22 protein-coding genes and 2 pseudogenes are annotated in these 19643 nt (G+C 58.7%); 18 read left to right on the top strand and 6 right to left on the bottom strand.

Features of this window, described 5'->3' with window-relative positions; genetic code table 11:
* Window positions 1-364, bottom strand: a 364-nt coding sequence (locus EN859_RS26945) for an ISAs1 family transposase (RefSeq protein WP_135913523.1), incomplete at its 3' end; no start/stop codon positions are given.
* 136 nt (window positions 365-500) lie between these two features.
* Between EN859_RS26945 and EN859_RS26940 the strand changes: the two are divergent.
* The 5 genes and pseudogenes from EN859_RS26940 to EN859_RS26925 all read left to right on the top strand — a co-directional run.
* Window positions 501-794, top strand: a pseudogene (locus EN859_RS26940) (transposase); the annotation flags it as partial.
* Window positions 795-1145: 351 nt separating this feature from the next.
* A complete protein-coding gene (locus EN859_RS40555) occupies window positions 1146-1673 on the top strand; it encodes a DUF3489 domain-containing protein (protein WP_348632947.1) in 528 nt (175 codons plus the stop codon).
* 4 nt (window positions 1674-1677) lie between these two features.
* Complete coding sequence (locus EN859_RS26930) at window positions 1678-2184, top strand: DUF2924 domain-containing protein (RefSeq protein WP_127855687.1); 507 nt, start codon at window positions 1678-1680, stop codon at window positions 2182-2184.
* Between the two features lie 2 nt (window positions 2185-2186).
* Window positions 2187-2813, top strand: a complete 627-nt coding sequence (locus tag EN859_RS39610) for a recombinase family protein (RefSeq protein WP_245525711.1) — start codon at window positions 2187-2189, stop codon at window positions 2811-2813.
* Window positions 2719-3870, top strand: a complete 1152-nt coding sequence (locus EN859_RS26925) for a recombinase family protein (protein WP_245525710.1) — start codon at window positions 2719-2721, stop codon at window positions 3868-3870. Before EN859_RS39610 ends, EN859_RS26925 begins: the two co-directional genes overlap by 95 nt.
* A 932-nt stretch (window positions 3871-4802) precedes the next feature.
* Here the strand turns inward: EN859_RS26925 and EN859_RS26920 are convergent.
* Genes EN859_RS26920 through EN859_RS26905 form a run of 4 tightly spaced genes read right to left on the bottom strand, consistent with a single transcriptional unit; the run spans window position 4803 to window position 7973 of the window.
* The gene (locus EN859_RS26920) at window positions 4803-5486 is read right to left on the bottom strand and encodes a transporter substrate-binding domain-containing protein (protein ID WP_127855688.1); all 684 of its coding nucleotides are present in this window, start codon (window positions 5484-5486) and stop codon (window positions 4803-4805) included.
* Window positions 5473-6264: a 4-hydroxy-2-oxoheptanedioate aldolase gene (hpaI, locus tag EN859_RS26915; protein WP_127855689.1), complete on the bottom strand. Its 792-nt coding sequence runs from the start codon at window positions 6262-6264 to the stop codon at window positions 5473-5475. The genes EN859_RS26920 and hpaI overlap by 14 nt, the downstream gene beginning before the upstream one ends.
* Window positions 6265-6272: 8 nt before the next feature.
* The gene (locus EN859_RS26910; RefSeq protein ID WP_018237596.1) at window positions 6273-7055 is read right to left on the bottom strand and encodes a fumarylacetoacetate hydrolase family protein; all 783 of its coding nucleotides are present in this window, start codon (window positions 7053-7055) and stop codon (window positions 6273-6275) included.
* A 24-nt stretch (window positions 7056-7079) separates the two neighbouring features.
* A complete protein-coding gene (locus EN859_RS26905) occupies window positions 7080-7973 on the bottom strand; it encodes an intradiol ring-cleavage dioxygenase (RefSeq protein ID WP_127855690.1) in 894 nt (297 codons plus the stop codon).
* Window positions 7974-8230: 257 nt separating this feature from the next.
* Between EN859_RS26905 and EN859_RS26900 the strand changes: the two genes are divergently transcribed.
* The 10 genes and pseudogenes from EN859_RS26900 (at window position 8231) to EN859_RS26855 (ending at window position 15600) form a co-directional block, all read left to right on the top strand.
* Entirely contained in the window at window positions 8231-8968 is a 738-nt protein-coding gene (locus EN859_RS26900) for a GntR family transcriptional regulator (protein ID WP_127855691.1), read from the top strand.
* A complete protein-coding gene (locus EN859_RS26895; protein WP_127855692.1) occupies window positions 8968-9789 on the top strand; it encodes a sugar phosphate isomerase/epimerase in 822 nt (273 codons plus the stop codon). Before EN859_RS26900 ends, EN859_RS26895 begins: the two co-directional genes overlap by 1 nt.
* 46 nt (window positions 9790-9835) lie before the next feature.
* Complete coding sequence (locus EN859_RS26890; protein WP_127855693.1) at window positions 9836-10504, top strand: amino acid ABC transporter permease; 669 nt, start codon at window positions 9836-9838, stop codon at window positions 10502-10504.
* 9 nt (window positions 10505-10513) lie between these two features.
* Complete coding sequence (locus tag EN859_RS26885; protein WP_127855694.1) at window positions 10514-11164, top strand: amino acid ABC transporter permease; 651 nt, start codon at window positions 10514-10516, stop codon at window positions 11162-11164.
* 41 nt (window positions 11165-11205) lie between these two features.
* Window positions 11206-12030 (top strand): transporter substrate-binding domain-containing protein, encoded by an 825-nt coding sequence (locus EN859_RS26880; RefSeq protein ID WP_126092644.1) that lies wholly within the window; start codon window positions 11206-11208, stop codon window positions 12028-12030.
* A 7-nt stretch (window positions 12031-12037) separates the two neighbouring features.
* The gene (locus EN859_RS26875; protein WP_189502245.1) at window positions 12038-12811 is read left to right on the top strand and encodes an amino acid ABC transporter ATP-binding protein; all 774 of its coding nucleotides are present in this window, start codon (window positions 12038-12040) and stop codon (window positions 12809-12811) included.
* Window positions 12812-12829: 18 nt separating this feature from the next.
* Window positions 12830-13690, top strand: a complete 861-nt coding sequence (locus EN859_RS26870; RefSeq protein WP_189502243.1) for a shikimate dehydrogenase — start codon at window positions 12830-12832, stop codon at window positions 13688-13690.
* Window positions 13691-13704: 14 nt separating this feature from the next.
* A complete protein-coding gene (locus EN859_RS26865; protein WP_126092641.1) occupies window positions 13705-14073 on the top strand; it encodes a 5-carboxymethyl-2-hydroxymuconate Delta-isomerase in 369 nt (122 codons plus the stop codon).
* A 33-nt stretch (window positions 14074-14106) separates the two neighbouring features.
* Complete coding sequence (gene aroQ, locus EN859_RS26860; RefSeq protein ID WP_127855697.1) at window positions 14107-14556, top strand: type II 3-dehydroquinate dehydratase; 450 nt, start codon at window positions 14107-14109, stop codon at window positions 14554-14556.
* A gap of 7 nt (window positions 14557-14563) precedes the next feature.
* Window positions 14564-15600: pseudogene (locus EN859_RS26855) on the top strand (Gfo/Idh/MocA family oxidoreductase).
* Window positions 15601-15949: 349 nt separating this feature from the next.
* Here the strand turns inward: EN859_RS26855 and EN859_RS26850 are convergent.
* Complete coding sequence (locus EN859_RS26850; RefSeq protein ID WP_127855766.1) at window positions 15950-16426, bottom strand: MucR family transcriptional regulator; 477 nt, start codon at window positions 16424-16426, stop codon at window positions 15950-15952.
* 229 nt (window positions 16427-16655) lie between these two features.
* On the opposite strand from EN859_RS26850, the gene EN859_RS26845 reads away from it, so the two are divergent.
* From EN859_RS26845 to EN859_RS26835, 3 genes are read left to right on the top strand one after another with little or no spacing between them, the layout of a single operon-like run.
* A complete protein-coding gene (locus tag EN859_RS26845; RefSeq protein WP_127855698.1) occupies window positions 16656-17084 on the top strand; it encodes a DUF3489 domain-containing protein in 429 nt (142 codons plus the stop codon).
* A gap of 4 nt (window positions 17085-17088) precedes the next feature.
* Window positions 17089-17562 (top strand): DUF2924 domain-containing protein, encoded by a 474-nt coding sequence (locus EN859_RS26840; protein ID WP_210237727.1) that lies wholly within the window; start codon window positions 17089-17091, stop codon window positions 17560-17562.
* Window positions 17559-19253: a recombinase family protein gene (locus tag EN859_RS26835; protein WP_127855699.1), complete on the top strand. Its 1695-nt coding sequence runs from the start codon at window positions 17559-17561 to the stop codon at window positions 19251-19253. Before EN859_RS26840 ends, EN859_RS26835 begins: the two co-directional genes overlap by 4 nt.
* Window positions 19254-19643 lie beyond the last annotated feature (390 nt).

Here is a 19643-nt window from a genome sequence, read left to right as displayed (position 1 = left end):
TGCCGCGCGAGGTCTTGCCGTCGATGGCCACCAGCGCTGGCGCGTCCGGACGCATCGCCGTCGCCCAGGACTGGAAGCAGTTCGCAAACAGCCCCGGATCGATCCGGTTCATCAGCAACCGCAGCCAACGCGAACCCGGAACCCCGTGATGATAGGGCAGGAAACGGCGCAGGAAGGCCACATTGTCCTCGCCCCAATCGGCGATGTCCTCGAAGTCATCGCCCGCCGCGATGGTGCCGCAAACCACCAGCAGCAGAACCTCAGACAGAGGATGCGCCACCCGCCACCCCTCCCGGTCATCCTCGATCAGGGCGAAATGGTCCAGCAACAGCCGCAGACGCGGCTTCTCGGCAGTCTCAGGCATGGCGGTGCTCTCCGAATCAACGTCACCAACAGAATCAGAACCGTCGCAATCCCGAAACCGCCGTTAACCCGAGTTCAATGCCGTGCATCTCATCGAGGAACTCTGGCAAAACGCAGCGGTAGCCGCGATACTCTTGGCTGCCTGGATCGGCCTAGTGCCGCGACAGAACTCCAGCGGCGGCAAGGAACGGCTCGGTGACATCACCAAGCAAGGAGATCGATACCTGCGGCAATTGCTCGTGGTCGGCGCGCTCGCGGTCATCCGCTATGCCCAACGGCATGGAACGAGGCGACCCTGGTTGGTCCAGCTGCTTGCCCGTCGCACGACGAAGATCGCTGCGGTTGCGCTCGCCAACAAGATGGCGCGGATGATCTGGGCCATCATGACGAGCGGCGAACGTTACAGAGAGCCGCAGGTCGCGGCCGCATAGTCCACCGGGAGGGCCGTCGGATTTTGTGTTTGGGAAGGGCAAACGCGATGTAATGCAGAAACGGTCGACACTCCGGAGATCGGAAAACCCACACATACGCAGAGCGCTTCAAAGTGCGTGCTTTTGGTCGGGACCCGTCTCCGCGGAAGGCATTATGGCCAGCGGTCTATACGTGTCGTACCAACAGGTCGAACACATGGCCGCACCGACCGACACCGCAGCACATCAAAAATTCCTTTGCCAACGGGGAGCCGTCCACACATGGCGCAACGACGACTTCCAACGTGGCCGCCGGCGATGTCCGCTTTCAGGAATCGTCAAATCTGAACTCTACGGCAGACATGAGGCGCCATGCCGCCCGGCGGCCTTGAAGCATTGGTGTTTCCAGCGCAGCAGAAGAGCAGCGGATTAAGACAGAGCAGAATCTCCAGCCTGCCAAACGGCGGGCTTCAGCCAGTACAAGCGCCGGAATGGTCCGGGCTTCGAACTGACGGAGAATTCAAAATGGCTATCCCCAACACTATCGTTAGCAAGGCCGACAACGTCGAGGGTGCCGAGACGGCGTCCAGCGCCGACAACAGTACCCCAACCCGGAAGCCGCGCGAAAAGCCAGGTGTGACCGCCTCGGTGACTGTGAAGAAAACCAAAGACGAGGGGCCCGCGGCGCCTCCCAAAACCGAGATCGTCCTCAAGAAACTGAAGTCGGCCAAGGGCGTAACCATCCCGGCTTTGATGGATGCGACGGGATGGCAGGCGCACTCGGTGCGAGGTTTCCTGTCCGGCACCGTCAAGAAGAAGCTTGGCCACGAACTGCTCAGCGAAACCGGCAAGGACGGACAACGGCGATATCGCATCGTCGAGGCGAAGACTGTCGGTTGATTTAATGCGCAAGCGACTGGACATGGATAGTGAGATCGCCGACGTCGGCGATCTCACGCGCGATGAACTCACAGCAGCCTGGACAAAGGCCTATGGCTGTCCGCCGCCCAAAGGGGTTAAACGTGGGTTGCTCGAGCGGTCGGCTGCCTGGCATCTTCAAGCCAAGCGATTGGGTGGTTTGCCTTCGACCGTCAAGAAAACACTCGGGACACGCATTGCGCGTCGGACCAACGTGAATGCTATCCAACCAAGCAATGCTGGGCCGGGTCGCCAGGACGGAGTTCCATCAGTCTGGCCAGCGTCATCGGATAAGGCATTGACGGCGCCGCCACAATCTCCTCCGCCAAAAGTCGGCTCTCGTCTCATGCGGGAATGGAACGGTAGGATGCACATTGTTGAGGTTGTCGACGACGGTTTCGTGCTTGACGGCAAGACCTACGGATCGCTGTCGGCTGTCGCCCGTCGCATCACCGGTGCCCATTGGTCCGGCCCAAGGTTCTTTGGACTATGACAATGACCCCTCGCCTCAACTGCGCAATCTACACGCGCAAATCGACCGAAGAGGGCCTGGAGCAGGAATTCAATTCGCTCGATGCGCAGCGCGAAGCTTGCGCGGCCTTCATCGCTTCGCAGGTGGGTCTTGGCTGGAAGCTGGTGCCAGACCACTACGACGATGGTGGCATCTCGGGCGGTACGATGGAACGCCCTGCCCTGCAGCGTCCCCTACAGGATATCCAGGACAAAAAAGTCGATGTTGTGGTCGTCTACAAGATCGATCGCCTCACTCGGTCGCTGATGGATTTCTCCAAGATCGTCGAAATCTTCGATGCCAGCTCCGTCTCGTTTGTCTCGGTGACCCAGCAGTTCAACACCACGACCTCAATTGGCAGGCTCACCCTCAATGTACTTTTGTCCTTCGCTCAGTTCGAGCGAGAGGTCACAGCCGAGCGTATCCGTGACAAGATCGCCGCGTCGAAGAAGAAAGGCATGTGGATGGGCGGCGTGGTGCCGCTGGGCTATCGTGTCGAGAACCGCAAGCTCGTGATTGACGAAACCGAAAGCACAAACAGTCAGACACCTGTTCGCCCGCTATCTCACGCTGAAGTCGGTCCGGGATCTTGTCGACGAGGTTGCGAGTGACGGGCTTTCTACACGGTCGCGACAACGCAAAGACGGATCAGTTGCCGTCACCATGCCGTTCGGTCGCGGCAACCTTTATCACCTTCTTTCGAACCCGATCTACATCGGCAAGATCAGGCACAAGAATCACGTATACGATGGTGAGCACGAGCCGATCGTCACATCAGTCACATTCGAGGAGGCCCAGACACTTCGCGCCTCTCAGGCGCCGCGGCGGCGAAGCAGTTCCAACGTCACGCAGCCGCATCTGCTCACTGGTTTGCTCTTTGATGAGGCCGGCGAGAAATTGCGATCGGTCCATGCCAACAAGCAAGGTGTCCGTTACCGATACTACGTCTCGAAGCAATTCGTCGACCAGCGCCGAAAAGGGTCAGAAGGCTGCCGTCTTCCAGCGCCCGCACTTGAATCATTAGTTGAGCATCCCCTGAATCGGATTCTCAGCGATCATGCCCAACTGTCTGACTGGGTTGGGCAATGGGCCGATGCTGGCGAAATCCAGTCGGCGATGCGGCGAGCCGACGAGATGCGGTTGCGCTCGGCATCAGGCACTGCAGACGCGAAGCGATCTCTGCTCCAAAAGATCGTTCGCAGGATCACCCTCAAGCCCGGATCGTTGACCATCGAACTGGATCGCTGCTCGCTATCGGAATTGCTTCTCGACCGGATTCTGCCATCCAGCGATGGGTCGCAAGTGACTTCCATTGAATGTCCAATCGGCATGAAGCGGCGCGGTGTCGAAACACGTACCGTGCTTACGGACGGATCTAACAGCAACCGAGAACCCGATGGCGCTTTGATCGACCTTCTGCGTCGAGCCCACTTGTATCTCGCCCAACTTACGGACGGAGCCAACCGGAGCCTCACCGACGTTGCCATCCTCAACGGCACCGATGCATCGGAGGTCAGCCGCCTCCTGCCCTTCGCCTTCCTCGCTCCGAAAATTGCGGCCAACATCGTTGCAGGTGATCAACCTGTTGAACTAACGGCGCACCGGCTGTCCCGATTGTCGGACCTCCCCCTTGCTTGGACTGACCAGGCTGCACTCCTCGGCTTCTAACCATCCGGCGAGCATCTCGCTGATCAGTCGACCATCGCTTTGGCAAACACTTGGCTGCGGAATTCGCCCGACAGAGACGGACGACTAAAAGTCAGGTGTTTTGGACGTTTACTGCGGCGTCTCAGCCAAGTGTTGCCCATTACTCGGCGCTAACCCACGGAAATGTCGGAGCTATTCTGAGACGGTCGAAAACCCCAAAAAACGGGGGGACTGGATGGTGGGCCCGGAGGGTGGTCTTTTTCTACAGGAAATCAATACGTTAGCGGGTGGTTCGCCAACCCGTTTCCCTCGTATTCTCTCGTATGGTCTGGCGAACCTGCGGACGAGGAAGAGGACTAGTTTTCCGTGCGAGCGGATTCTCTATCCAGCTCACACAAAGGGTCGACGAACACGTGTTGACCACAAAGGGTGCAAGAGCGGCTGATTTGGGGCCGCTACAGGACTGGCAGCTTTCGGCATCTCGAAACCGGTTACGGATGATCGGTGAGATGAAGGTCTCACAGAGATACCGGGCGGACCCACGACTTAAGAGGGATGATATTCGCGTCGGGTTCCCGCCGCCTGATGATGCTCATCCAGTTGGTCGCGATGGCGCTCGCAGTTTGCCTGGCGGTCATGGTGGGGGAGGAGCGCCGATCTGGGCCATTCTCGCGGTGGCGGCGGGGCGTGGCCGACGCGCGGGCACATCCACGCGGTCATCAGGACGCCGAATGGCAACGACGGCAAGGACTTGCTGCACCACGAAGCACACGCCCATGATCCAGGGCACGGCCACCCCCAACCGTTCGGAATAAGAGTTGCTCGACATCGTCCCCAAAACATGAACTTCCGAGTCGGAACGCTTGAGAGGGAAGAGGATTCCAATTGACTATTCGCGGGTTAACCTGTCGCGTCCCCTCGACCCGGCTCCCTCGCATGTTCCGCCAACTGCTTCAATTGCTCGGCTTACCCGCACTGCAATGCTGCTGGATGAAGTCCGACAGGAAGGCTGAAGCGTGAACGCACCTCCGATGCACAGCGATCGCCTGAGGCACTTTCGAGAATGTCCCCTCAACAACGCGGAAACCTGGATTCTCTTCGCAGAAACGTGACAGGGACTCGGTCAAGCCCGCAGCCGCATCGCACTGGGAGGATATAAGCATGTCCAGGGCGGAGGCGGGATTTTCGGTATGGAGGAGGATTGCATTTCTAACCTGTCGCTCAAGCTGCTTTGTATACGCAGCGGTTTTGGCGGCGGCGATGCGCACCCCTTCGACGTCGACATGCCCCACGCTGCCTAGCGGGCTACTGTCTGACACCAGAAAGCTGGCGGTCACCGTGGTATAGGGGGGCGAGAAGGAGAACCTGTCGGCACGTGACGGATCGGGAGCAATGAATGCAACGTCCCACTCGTTGACTTCGGCAGCCGCAAGAATGTCAGCGGCCGATCCGTATCGAACCAGCGACAAACAGCAGTCGAGTTCTGCCGCAAGTGCGATCGCGATCTGCGCGCTCGGCCCTGTTAGAACGCCTGTCACTGGATCGAGTTGGACAAGTGCGGCATTCGACATGTTGACCGCCGCTCTGATGACTCCCGTCGGTGCGATTTCAGTGAGGAGTTCATCACGTTCCGGCATCGCGGGACGCTCCTTGCGATGCAAATCGTGCCGCGAGTGCTTCCGATCCCCTCGCCAGAACAGCGACATCGACACCAACGGCAGTAAATAGTGTTCCCAGTGAGATGCACCGTGCCGCGAACTTCTCATCCGGGGTAAGAATGCCCGCAGGCTTGCCCAACGCTTTCAGGCGTTCAATCGCGTCGACAATTGCATCGACCACCTCCGGGTGGCTCGGTTGGCCCCTGTGTCCGAAACTCGCTGCAAGGTCTGCCGGTCCTACGAATACGCCATCCACTCCCTCTGCCGAGGCAATCGACTCGAGGTTGCCAAGCGCTTCCCGCGTCTCAACTTGCAGCAACAGGCAAATTTCCCGTTCCGCATTTTGCGCATAGTGCGCAACTCGGCCGAAACGAGTGGCGCGCGTCAGGGCAGAAACACCACGAATTCCATCCGGAGGATATCGCACGGCCGCGACTGCGGCTTTCGCCTCTTCCGCGTTCTGAACGTAGGGAATGAGCAGTGTCTGAACGCCAATATCCAGGAAGCGTTTGATGAGAACGGGGTCGTTGATGGCCGGGCGGACGACTGGGGAAACGTCGTATGGTGCGACCGCTTGCAATTGTGGCAGGACGGTCAGAACGTCACCCGGAGAATGTTCCGTGTCGAACAGGAGCCAATCGAAACCTGAAGGCGCGACGATTTCCGCGGCGTAGTTTCCCGGCAGGCCACACCACAGGCCGATCTGACTTTGACCAGCAAGGAGCTTCCGCTTGAACCGATTGACAGGATGTTCCATCTAGCACCTCACACGAACGACACGCCGATGGAGCCAACAGGGCCATAGTCGGCCTGGATGACATCACCTTTCGCGATATCGACAGGACGCGTGAAGGAGCCGGCCAGGACTATTTGTCCCTTCTTCAGGCCACCGCCCACAGCATGAAGTTTGTTGACCAGCCACGCGATGCCGGCTGCCGGATGTCCCATGATCGCCGCCGACACGCCCGATTCCTCGATGATGCCGTTCTTGGAAAGAGTCGCTCCGACCCAACGGATATCGATGTCCATCGGGCGAATTATGCGGCCGCCAACGACGAGGGCGCCGAAAGCCGCGTTGTCCGCAATGGTATCCGTGATCGCTCGAGGGACTTCGGTCCGGTAGTCGATAATCTCGAGCGCCGGGACAACGAACTCGGTCGCACGCATGACGTCATAGATCCTGGTGCCGGGCCCGACGAGATCCTCACCCATAACAAAGGCCAGCTCGACCTCGAGGCGCGGCTTGATAAACAAGTCAGCCCTGATCTGCGCTCCGTCGTTGTAAAGCGCATCGTCAAGAATGCAGCCGTAGTCCGGCTCCGTCATCTTCGAAGCCATCTGCATTGCGCGTGACGTCAGGCCAATCTTATGCCCGACGATCCGTGCGCCCTTGGCTACCCTCGCCTCCGCCCACAAAGCCTGAATTCGGTAGGCGTCCTCGAGCTCGAGGTTCGGGTAGGTCTCGCTAGGCTGTATGATCGGCTTGCGCTCGATTTCAGCTTTGAGTAGCGCGTCTGCCGCGGCCCGGCGTTCTTCTTCGGTGATCATATCGTTTGCTCTGCTGATCGTGATTTATTTGATCGGGGGACGCGGCAAAACGGCTTCGCCGGGCTCCATGGCATAAGTGTAGTCGAGCGAGAACCACGGACCAGGAATATCCGCTTCGGTCGGATGGGGCTCCTCATGACGAATGAAGTCGCCGGTCAGCGCTGCCGTGACACCGAACTGAACATCGGAGTCGATGTTCGGGTCGCTGGGGTCGAAGACCTGGGAAATCAGCGTCTTGTATCCATGCTTGAAGATCAGTGCGTGCAGGTGCGCTGGTCGGTACGGATGGCGTCCCTGAGCTTTGAGCAGGCGTCCGACCACGCCATCGACCGGTATCGGATACCCGACCATCTTGACGGTCCTGAACCAGAACCGACCTTGCTCGTCGGTCGTGAATTTGCCGCGCAAGTTCATCTCGGCCTGGTCCGGGTCCTGGTTTTCATAAAGACCGACGGGAGATGCATGCCAGACATCCACTTCGGCGCCGGCAATTGGCTTACAGTCGCGGTCAACGACCTTGGCATGCACGAATAAGGGAGTGCCCGGCGTCTCGGATCGGATGATCGACCCGCCATTTTCGACTCGCGGAGAGTTGAGGCGCCAGAATGGGCCCAACAGCGACTGGGAGGTCTCAGTCTGTCCTCTGTCGCCATTGTTCAGCAGGCAGACAAGTGAAGACACGCCAAGAGAACCGGCCATCAGCACAAACTCGTTGTGGTGATCAGTATGCAGCTGCCCGATCTCGTTCAGCATGGCTGTCGCCTCCCGAAACTCGACCTCAGTCAGTCGAACCTCGCGCACGAAAGCATGAAGATGCGTGACCATCGACACGAGGATTTCTCGCAGGCGGGGGTCTTTAGTGCGATTCATCACGGCGAGGACGGCTGGCGTCAGATCGCTTTCAGTTTTGATCACCATGTGGGGCTACCTCCCGATTTGCCCGACTATTCAAATAATCGATTATCTGTCAAGGCCGCCGCCGCAGATTCTCGCGCCACCGAGATGCCAAAAGGATCAGGGTGGAAGCGTCCAGGTGGTTGATTTAATTATATTTTGTCTTCAACACCGAAATTAGCGCTTGGCATTTTCGCAAATTTAAGTGCACCGAAGTTGACATGAATAATCGTTTATTATACCGATCATCGACGACTAATTTCGGGGAGCCCGCAGAAGCAATGGTACCGCATGATGACGGCGCATCTGCTCCGCCGACAGAAGATTCTCCACCGTCTTCTGGCTTTCTCGATGACGGCAAAAACACGATTGGGAGCCAGCTTGCATCCCGTCTTCGTGAGGCGATCATCTCCGGCGAGCTTCAGGCTGGCAGCAAGATCAATCTCGAAAAGGCGCGCAAGACGTTCAACGTAAGCCTCAGTCCGCTGCGTGAAGGGTTGGCGCGGCTGATATCGGACGGTCTAGTGGAGTTCGAGGACAATCGCGGCTACCGCGTTTCATCAATCTCCTTGGCCAATCTGGAAGAGATAACCATCCTGCGCGAAGAGCTCGAAGTCTTTGCGCTTCGCGAGTCCATGCGGATCGGCGATGTGGAGTGGGAAGGCAACGTTATGAGAGCGCTGCATCGCCTTAACCGCACTGAGCGTGACGCGGCCCGCCCCGAGACACTCGAGCGCTGGGAAGAGCTCCACCGCGAATTCCATCTGACACTTATATCGGGCTGCGGGAAGCCGATCCTGCTCCATTTCTGCAGCCTGCTGCTTAATCTCAACGACCGTTATCGCCGGGTGTTTCTGACCCGCACGTCGGGTGACCGCAACGTCAGCCAGGAGCACAGCGAGATCGCTCAGGGAGCCGTCGCCCGGGATCTGGACTATGCGTGCGATATGTTGCGTCAGCATATTCACCGCACGGGAACCAATCTGCGCAATCACCTTGCGACAAAGGGGACCTTGTGATGACCGTCGCGACGCCAGGGCCGGGCCTTGAACTGGGCGTGGCGCACTTTTCATCGATCGGGTTGCCGCCCAAGGAATTCGCGGTGATAGCTGCTCGGGCGGGTTTTGCGTCGATAGGGCTTCGTCTTCACCCCGCCTTTCCCGGAGCCCCTTTCTACGAGTTGCCGGTGGGCAGCCACAGTGCCCAGGAATTCAAGGCAATTGCCGATGGCGAAGGCATCAAGATATTCGATATCGAGTTCTTCGTGATCGACGAGAGCTTCGTTGCTGCCTCCCATGAGGCGACAGTCGCAGCCGCTGCGAACATAGGGGCGCGCCGGCTGAGTGTTTGCGGCGATGATGGAGACCGCGGCCGTCTTGCCACAAACCTTTCAGAGTTTTGCGCCGTCGCGGCGCGATATGGCATGTCAGTCGACATCGAAAACATGGGCTGGCGGACGGTAAGGACCTTTCGCGACAGCGTAGAGGTCTTGAATGCCTGTGGAGCAGAGAACGCCGGTGCCCTCGTTGACGGGATTCACTTCTTCCGAAACGGCGCCTCGATCGACGAGCTTCGCGCAAATGCAGGGAAGGTAAAACACATCCAGCTTTGCGACTGCCGCGGGCCTGCGCCTAAAACATCGGACGCAATGATCGCCGAGGCGAGAAGCGGCAGGCTCGCTCCTGGAGAAGGCGAATTGCCATTGAAGGACCTCTGTGCGGCAACCGAATACGGCGCTGCTATCTCGGTTGAAGTGCCACTCGTCGGGCCGGTGGACCCGGAGGCACATTTAAAACATCTGCATGCCAGCGCACTGGGAATTTTGAAACCGGATCACTGATCTGGCGCCGACGCGGCTTAGGCCGGTCAGGAGGAGGAAGTCTTACATGCGGTATACGTTCGATTTCGGTGCGGTCCTCGACCGCGCCCCAGAATTGCTATGGGGTTCGCTTGGAACGGTTGGCCTTGCGTTAGCTGGGATGCTCCTCGCACTCGTCATCGGGATCCTGGGCGTCGTTGCAAGGAGTTCCAAGAGCGAGATCACGCGGGCTGCCGTGATCGTGTTCGTCGAGGTTGTGCGTAATACGCCATTCCTGGTGCAGATCTTCTTCATATATTTTGCCCTTCCTCTCATGGGCATCCGCCTCAATCCGACCGTCACGGCGATCATTGCCCTCGGCATCAATGGTGGGGCCTACGCAATCGAGATCATCCGAGGCGGGATCGAGAGCGTGTCGCGCGGCCAGATCGAGGCAGGTTTCGCACTTGGTCTTCACAAGGCGGACGTCTTCCGGCTCATCGTGCTCAAGCCGGCGCTGCGGGCGATTTATCCCTCGCTCACAAGCCAGTTCATCATGCTGACACTGACAACGTCTGTCTGCACGTCGATCGCCGCCTACGAGCTGACCTCGGCCGCTCAGCGCATTGAGTCTGACACCTTCCGCAGCTTCGAAGTCTATTTCACGGTGACCGCTATCTACCTGGTCATCTCAAGCCTGATGATGGGCCTCTTTGCGCTCATTTCTCGCCACTACTTCAACTACCCGACGCGATAGGAAGCAGCCATGGGTCCCATCGGAGAAGATCAATTTTTCTTTTTGATGCAGGGTTTGAAATGGACCGTGCTGCTTGCGATCGTAGGCTTCATCGGTGGGGGGATATTCGGAATCCTGATCGCGCTCCTGCGCACCTCGAAGAACAAGGTCGCCCGGACGATCACCGCAGGGTATATCGGCGTCTTCCAGGGCACGCCCCTTCTGATGCAGCTCTTCGTTGTCTATTACGGCGTTGCGCTGTTGGGCATCGACGTTAACGCGTGGATCGCGGTCGCAGTCGCCTTCACGCTCCATGCCAGCGCCTTCCTGGGCGAGATCTGGCGCGGCTCCATCGAGGCTGTGCCGAAGGGCCAGACGGAAGCCGCCAACGCCCTCGGTCTGCATTATGTCTCGCGGATGAAAGACGTCATTCTGCCGCAGGCCCTGAAAATTTCGTTGCCGGCCACGATCGGCTTCCTTGTCCAGCTCACCAAGGGCACGTCGCTGGCAGCAATCGTCGGCTTCATTGAACTGACTCGCGCCGGTCAGATCATTTCAAACCAGACCTATCGTCCGCTGCTCGTCTTCGGGATTGTCGGCGCAATCTACTTCATCATTTGCTGGCCGCTCTCCCATGCGGGAAGTCGCCTTGAAAAACGGATGGCGAAAGCTGCCCGCTAACCGCTTCGCTCGAAGCAAAACTCTTAAGGAGGAGAATAAGCATGCATAACAGTCGTAGGATTTTTCTCGGACTTGCACTGGCAACTATTGCCTTCGCAACCGTTGGCACTGCCGCCGCCTCTGCGGCAACTGTAGAGGAAATCAAGGCAAAGGGCACGCTCGTGGTCGGCATCCAGGGCGACAATGCGCCATGGGGGTTCGTCAACACAAGCGGCGTGCAGGACGGCTTCGACGCTGACGTCGCCAACCTTTTTGCCAAGGAATTAGGCGTGAAGGTTCAATTCCAGCCGCTCGCCGTTGCCAACCGAATTCCGGCGCTTACCACCGGCAAAGTCGACATCTTGTTCGCAACGATGGCGATGACGGAAGAACGCGCGAAAGCAATTCAATACAGCAAGCCTTACGCCGCCAACACGATTTCGCTTTATGCCGCCAAGTCCGACACGGTTACGAAGCCTGAAGACGTTGCCGGATGGGAGATCGGCGTTCCGAAATCCAGTTCGCAGGACAAGGCAGTAACGAACGCCGTCGGATCCACCGCAACGGTTCGCCGCTTTGATGACGACGCCGCAACCATCCAGGCTCTGGTCTCCGGACAGGTAAAGGCGGTTGGCGGCAACCAGTTCTATGGTCAGCGTCTGGATGCGGCGAGTGCCGGCACGTACGAGCGCAAGATTAACTTTTTGACGACCTACAACGGCGTCGGTACCCGTCTCGGCGAGAAGGACTGGAACGAAGCCGTCAACGCCTTCATCGACAAGATCAAGGCCAATGGTGAGCTTGCCGCCATCACGAAGAAGTGGATGGCGATCGATCTGCCGCAGTTCCCGGAATCCATTCCGAACATCCCGTTCACCGTGAAGTAAAGCCCAAATGGAGGGTTCCGTGCTCAATTCCGCAAAAGATCAATCGCCGCTGATTTCCCTTGAGGACGTGCAGAAGTGGTACGGCACTTTCCATGCCTTGAAATCCATCAGTTTGTCGGTCCGCAAAGGCGAAAAAATCGTCCTCTGCGGGCCGTCAGGCTCCGGGAAATCAACGTTAATCCGCTGCATCAATGCCCTCGAGACGATCGAGGAAGGCAAGATCGTCGTCGAGGGTCACGTACTGGACGGAAGCACCAAATCCATCGACGCTGTACGTCGCGAAGTGGGAATGGTCTTCCAGAGCTTCAATCTCTTCCCCCACATAACCGTACTTCAGAACTGTACCCTCGCCCCAATGCGTGTTCGAGGCGTAAGCCACGCTGACGCAGAGCGACTGGCTCGAAAATATCTCGAGCGCGTTCGAATCCTTGACCAGGCGGACAAATATCCCGCGCAGCTATCGGGCGGACAACAACAACGCGTCGCCATCGCCCGCGCGCTCTGCATGGAGCCGAAGGTCATGCTCTTCGACGAACCGACCTCTGCCCTCGATCCCGAAATGGTGAAAGAGGTGCTCGACACCATGATCGGGCTCGCCCGTGACGGCATGACGATGATCTGTGTCACGCACGAAATGGGGTTTGCCCGTCAGGTCGCTGACCGCGTCATCTTCATGGACTCCGGAGAAATCGTCGAAGAGGCCGAACCGGAGGTCTTCTTCAAGTCTCCCGAGCACCAGCGCACGAAAACCTTCCTCGGTGAAATCCTGGCCCATCACTGACTTTCCAAAGCGATGCCAATGCACGACAAGAAATTCCTCGTGGGACTGATCGGTGCCGACATTCAAATGTCAAAGTCCCCGGCCCTCCACGAAATGGAGGGGCGACGCCAGGGCCTCGATTACCGTTACGAGCTTCTCGACTTCGCCGAGCGAGGCCTTCCCGCCTCCGCGCTGCCGGACCTCCTAGACGAGGAAGAGCAGCGCGGTTTTGCCGGCAGCAACATTACACATCCGTGCAAGCAGACGGTGATCGCCCACCTCAATCGCCTTTCCGAGGATGCAAAGATGCTCGGTGCGGTCAACACCGTGGTCTTCCGCAACGGCGAGAGGATCGGCCACAACACTGATTGGTACGGTTTCTACGAGAATTTCCAGCGCGGCCTTCCGGACGTCGCGAAGTCGCATGCCGTCCTGCTTGGCGCCGGCGGCGCCGGTGTCGCCGTGGCGCATGCCGCAATCAAGCTCGGTATTGAGAGATTATCGATCTTTGACCAGGATTCAAAACGGGCAGAAACGTTGGCTCGGCAGTTGAACGATCGGTTCTCGTGGGATTGCGCGCGTGCCACGACGGATGTCGGCAGCGCCCTGCGCTCCGCGGACGGCCTTATCCACGCGACGCCGACGGGTATGAAGAGCCATCCTGGTTTGCCGATTGATGCGGAATGGCTTCTGCCACGGCATTGGGTGGCCGACATTGTCTATATGCCACTCGTCACAGAGCTCCTTGCTCTCGCCGAAGGAAAAGGCTGCCGGACCCTTCGGGGCGGCGGCATGACCGTCTACCAGGCAGCAGCGGCTTTCGAATTGTTCACCGGGATAGCACCGGACGCAGAGCGCATGTCCCTTCACTTTACGGACCTATGCCGCCTGTCGGCTTGATGGGGATATCCCAAATGCCGCATATCATCATCGATTATAGCCGGGGCGCAGGCGAGCATGTAGCCATGGACCGACTGACGCTGACCGTGCATCGCTGCGTTCGCGATGGCGGCCTTGTGAAACCTTCCGCCGTGCGCACGCTTGCGCGGGAGGCGACATACTCCTGCGTGGGCGATGAGCATGTCGATCATCATTTCATCCAAATCATCGTGCGGATGGCACCGGGTCGTACTGCAGAGACCAAGCAGAAGCTTCTCACTGCCGTTCTCGAGGCCGCGCGGACGATCGCCGCGCCTGCTCTCGAAGCTGGAAAGCTCGGCTTGCGCGCAGATCTCTACGAGTCGGACCCTGATTTTGCTGTTCAAGCAATCGCGTTCGTCTGACCAGAACAGAGTGCTCAAGAAGGACACTATGCTATGAGCCTGATCTACGTTCTCAATGGACCAAACCTCAATCTGCTTGGCAAACGCCAGCCGCATATCTACGGGCATGAAACGCTCGCAGACGTAGAGGCGGACTGCCGCAAGCTGGCAGCCGAACTTGGCCATGAAATCCGCTTTCATCAGAGCAACCGGGAATACGAGATCATCGATTGGATTCATGAGGCGCGCGAGGACGGTGCGGGCATCGTCATCAATCCGGCGGCCTTCACCCATACCTCACTCGCCATCCTTGACGCTCTGAACACATTTGAAGGGCCTGTGATCGAGATCCACATCTCCAATGTGCACAAGCGCGAAAGCTTCCGACACCATTCGTTCGTTTCGCACCGCGCGGATGGCGTGATTTGCGGCCTTGGAACGGAAGGATACCAGCTTGCCATCCGACGCGCGGCGACAATGATCAAGGCGGCGGGCAACGGCTGAGGTGACCATGACCCAACGGGTTAAGCTGGCCGTAGTTGGGGCAGGCCTCATCGGTAGCGCCATATTCAGCACGTCCTGGCCGAGCCCTCGGCGCAACTCAGCGCCGTGGTCGATCCCACGCCGGCTGGCGAGACCATTGCCAAGGAAGCCGGCGTGAAGTGGTTTCCAAGCTTCGCAGAAATGATTGCCGCAGACCTACCTGATGGGATCATCGTGGCTACGCCCAACCCGGCTCACGTTCAGAACGGGTTGGAAGCCGTTGAAGCCGGCATTCCTGCACTCATCGAGAAGCCTATCGCCGACGACATTATATCCGGGGAAAGGCTGATCGCAGCGGCTGAGGCAAAAGGTGTTCCTCTTTTGACCGGTCATCACCGCCGACACAATCCGGTGATGCAAAAGGCAAAGGAAATCATCGAGAGCGGAAAGCTCGGCCGCGTTCTTGTTGTCAATGCGATGTTCTGGCTATTCAAACCCGACGACTACTTCGACATCTCGTGGCGTCGTGAGCGCGGTGCGGGGCCGGTTTTCCTCAATCTCATCCACGATGTCGATAATCTGCGCTACCTTTTCGGCGATGTGGCTGCGGTTCAGGCACGCGAGTCCAACGCGGTGCGCGGCAACGCAGTTGAGGAAACGGCAGTGATCCTGATTGAGTTCAAGAACGGAGTGTTGGGAACTGCGACAGTCTCGGACGCGGTGGTCGCACCGTGGAGCTGGGAGATGACAACCGGAGAGAATCCGGCCTACGCCAAGACCGAGCAATCCTGTTACTTGATCGGAGGAACGCACGGGTCGCTGGCTGTTCCGTCACTCGAGGTCTGGCGCAATCCTGGTAAACGGAGTTGGTGGGAACCCTTTGACCAAACGCGTATCGAGGTCGACGACGAGGACCCACTCGTTCTGCAGATCAGGCAATTCTGCAAGGTAATCCGCGGAGACGAACCGCCGCTTGTCAGCGGGCGTGAGGGGCTCAAAACCTTGAGGGTAGTCGATGCGGTAAAACGCTCGGCGGCAACTGGAGAACGTATCGAGTTGAACTGACGCCTGAGTAATGTGACCGCCTGCTCGCCCTTCGCGTCTCCTTGCATCCGATGCGATGAGACGCCGGATCAACACCGACGTTAGGCATCGCGCTTCTGGCGGAGGAAATCGTCGCCGCCGCTCTGTCTTCGCCGCCATCCAGACGCGCCTGCTTCGGCAATGACGCAACGCTTCATCGAATTTCTGGGTGACTGCTTGAAGCCGACTTAAGGCAGAAATCAACGTTCGCCTTGACGTGCCTTTTTGTCATTCGGTACTTGGAGCCGGATGTCCGAAACGGGTCGCACCATGCCGTCTACTAGGTGCCCGTCCAACCACCGTTGTATGGCGGAAACCGGCCATATCCCCGTCATGTGAACGTTTGCCGCTGGCGGTCGCCGCCTGGATCGAGGCCCTGGCCAAGGCGCATAGCGCGCTGCCGCCGCCGCACCTGAAGCAGCAGCAATGCATCAATGCTGGAAGCGGCCACCCATTGTGCGGCTTCGGCGACACTCTCGCCGGATCGAAGGTACCCATCCGGTGAAGTCTTCACCGGTCCTCGCCGGAGGCGTACGCTCAGATGGCGTTTGAGCGATTTGAATTTCTGTCCGTCCTCAAGGCAGACGATGTAGTCCGGGGTGACCGATCGCTTCGGATTGACGGCCGGCGTCAGTGCAGGTTTCGGCTCTTCGGGCGGCTGCCCAATCTTTGACAGCGACGAGTTCACACTTTCGATCAATTCGGGCAATGCAGAGACCGGCACAGCATTTTTGCTGACATACGCAGACACAATATCTGCGGTCAGCTCGATCAGAGCAGTGCGAGCGTGATCGTGTTCGTCCGACATCGCGTAAAGTTCCTTGGTTTGAAGCAAATCGAAGCCCGAACGCTTCTTACTGAAATAGCTAGCCGTCGAGGCATATTCCACTGGACTTCGTTGCGCACGCAAGCATTGCTGTAGCCACCAACGCGGCGGTTATCGCCCCACCAGGACCAAGGTCTCTCCAGCCCGCCAAGCGGGCTCACTTCAGTACAGGCGCCGGATTGGCCGACGCCTCGAACTGAGGAGAACGACCATGGCGACATTCGGCACCGACCAAGGCAGTGAATCGAACCACGACAAGCTTCAGATCCCGCCGGAGCCGCACGAGCACATCTGGGATGCGCCACCTTCTGCGACCAAGCGTGCGAGGAAGCCGAAGTCGCCCAAGGAGAAAGCTCGTGACGCGGAAGCCGGTACGGAGACCGCACCGGCAAAGCCATTGAAGGCTGCGCCTCGCAATGAGGCGAAGCAGAGCAAATCCGACCTGGTGCTGAAAAAGCTTCGGCTCTCTAAGGGCGCCACGATCGAGATGCTGAGGGAGGCGACCGACTGGCAGGCCCACTCGGTACGGGGTTTCCTGTCAGCGGTGGTCAAGAAGAAGCTTGGCCTCAACCTGGTCAGCGAGGTCGGCAAAGATGGGGTCCGCCGCTATCGTATCGATGACAGCGCCAAGGGCGCCTAAGCCAATGCGCGCCAGGCTCAGCATCGAAACAGAGGTCGCCGCTATGAGCGACCTCTCCCGGGAGGAACTCACAGCCCAATGGGAGAAGATCTATAAGTGTCCGCCGCCAAAGGGTGTCAGGCGTGAACTTCTGATCAGGGCAGCAGCCTGGCATCTTCAGGCAAAGCGTCTCGGTGGATTTTCCACCGAGACGCGTCGCTTGCTCAGGTCCGCCATAGACCGGGTCGAAAAGAAGATCGCCGACCGCGACAGGCAACCTAACGTCGTCGACGACGACATCAAGGTGACGATCGCGCAGAAGCGCAAACAAGTTCTGCCCGGCGCTAGGCTGGTCCGTGACTGGAACGGCAAGACCCACATCGTCGACGTGATCGAAGATGGCTTCGTCTTCGAGGCCAAGATCTATCCCTCGCTTTCGTCGATCGCGCGCAAGATCACTGGCGCGCATTGGTCCGGTCCGAGGTTCTTCGGCCTATGAGCAGCAACCCGACACCTCGCCTGCGTTGCGCGGTCTACACTCGCAAATCGAGTGAGGAAGGCCTCGACCAGGAATTCAACTCCCTCGATGCCCAACGCGAGGCCTGCGTGGCGTTCATCGCCTCGCAGGTCGGCCTCGGCTGGAAGCTTGTCCCGGATCGCTATGACGACGGCGGCATTTCTGGTGGGACGATGGAGCGCCCTGCCCTGCAGCGACTGCTTCAGGACATCCGCGACAAGAAGGTGGATGTCGTGGTCGTCTACAAAATCGACCGCCTCACCCGCTCGCTGATGGACTTCTCCAAGATCGTCGAGATCTTCGACGCCAGCGCGGCGTCATTCGTATCTGTCACCCAGCAGTTCAACACCACCACATCGATGGGCAGGCTGACGCTCAACGTGCTTCTGTCCTTCGCCCAGTTCGAGCGTGAGGTCACAGCCGAGCGCATCCGAGACAAGATCGCGGCCTCCAAGAAGAAGGGCATGTGGATGGGTGGCGTAGTGCCGCTCGGCTACCGCGTGGAGCACCGCAAGCTCGTCATCGACGACGCCGAGGCGAAGATCGTCCGACATCTCTTCGACCGCTATCTTGTGCTGAAATCAGTACGTAGCCTCGCTGACGAAGCTGCGCGCGATGGCCTCGTCACTCGAAGCCGCGAACGCCAGGATGGAACCGTTGCCGTGACGATGCCATTCGGCCGCGGCAATCTTTATCACTTGCTCTCGAACCCTATCTACATCGGCAAGATCAAGCACAAAGATCAGGTCCACAACGGCGAGCACGAGCCGATCATTGCAGATCCAATGTTCGATGAGGCGCAGGCGCTGTTGGCGTCTCAGGCGCCGCGGCGGAGGAGCACATCCAACGTCATCCAACAGCATCTCCTCACCGGCCTGTTCATTGACGAACACGGCGAAAAACTGAGGTCGGTGCATGCCAACAAGCGCGGCGTCCGCTATCGCTACTACGTCTCAAAACAGTTCGTTGATCAGCGACGCGGCAATTCCGACGGCTGGCGCCTTCCCGCCGATGCAGTTGAATCAGTAATTGAGCAACAGCTGAATCGTATTCTCAGCGATCATGGCCAAATCGCTGATTTGATTCAGCGATGGGGAGGCGCGGCCGAAATCCAAAACGCGATGCGTTGCGCGGCTGAAGTCAAGGCTGCCTGGAGCTCCGAGACTGCAGACGGAAAGCGATCGCTGCTGCAAAAGCTCGTCCGCCGCATCACGCTTGGTCAGAAAGTGCTGACCGTCGACGTCGATTGCAGGGCAATCGCGGAACGTTTGCTCGACCGAGCTTTGCCATCTGATGGCGGTGCCGAGACCTTTTCGATCTCTTGCCCATTCGACATCAAGCGACGCGGTGTCGAGATGCGTATCGTTCTAAGCGATGCTTCGAGCAACGGCTTGGAGCCAGACGCAGCTTTGATCGACGTAGTGCAACGCTCCCAGCGGTATCTCCATCTACTCACGGATGGCTCCGGCCGAAGCCTAACAGAGATCGCGAGCTTAAACGAGACAACGGTCTCCGAAGTTAGCAGGCTCCTCCCGCTGGCATTTCTCTCGCCGAAGGTCGTGTCGAAAATTATCGCCGGCAATCAGCCAGTCGAACTCACAGCTCATAGGCTGTCACGCCTTTCTGACCTTCCCCTCGCCTGGTCCGGTCAGTCTGCCCTGCTCGGCCTCTGATTCCGACCATCAGCCGAGCATCGCTTTTCCAAACAGTTGGCTACGGAAATGGGCCCCGAGAGACGAAGCCCAGAATTCGGGGCATTCTGGGCCGGGACGGCGGTGTCTCAGCCAAGCGTTACCCCGATGGCGCCGCTAACCTACGGAAATGTCGACACTATTCTGAGACGGTCGAAAACGCCACAAAACTGGTGGACTGAATGGTGGGCCCGGAGGGTGTGCCAAGGATATTGATTTTATTGACTTTTTCGGGGGCCAAAATCAGAAATCTTCCCGTATCGTTCCGCATGGTTTCGCGGCCGATGACGGCACGGCCTCAACGTCATCCATAGGTTCAAATCGCGAACGGTCATATCGGGAGCAGCGGCAGGGATCGCCGCTGCTGCCTGC

The organism is Mesorhizobium sp. M00.F.Ca.ET.216.01.1.1, assembly GCF_004010325.2.
Lineage (GTDB): Bacteria > Pseudomonadota > Alphaproteobacteria > Rhizobiales > Rhizobiaceae > Mesorhizobium.
This window is presented reverse-complemented; position numbering and strand designations above follow the sequence as displayed.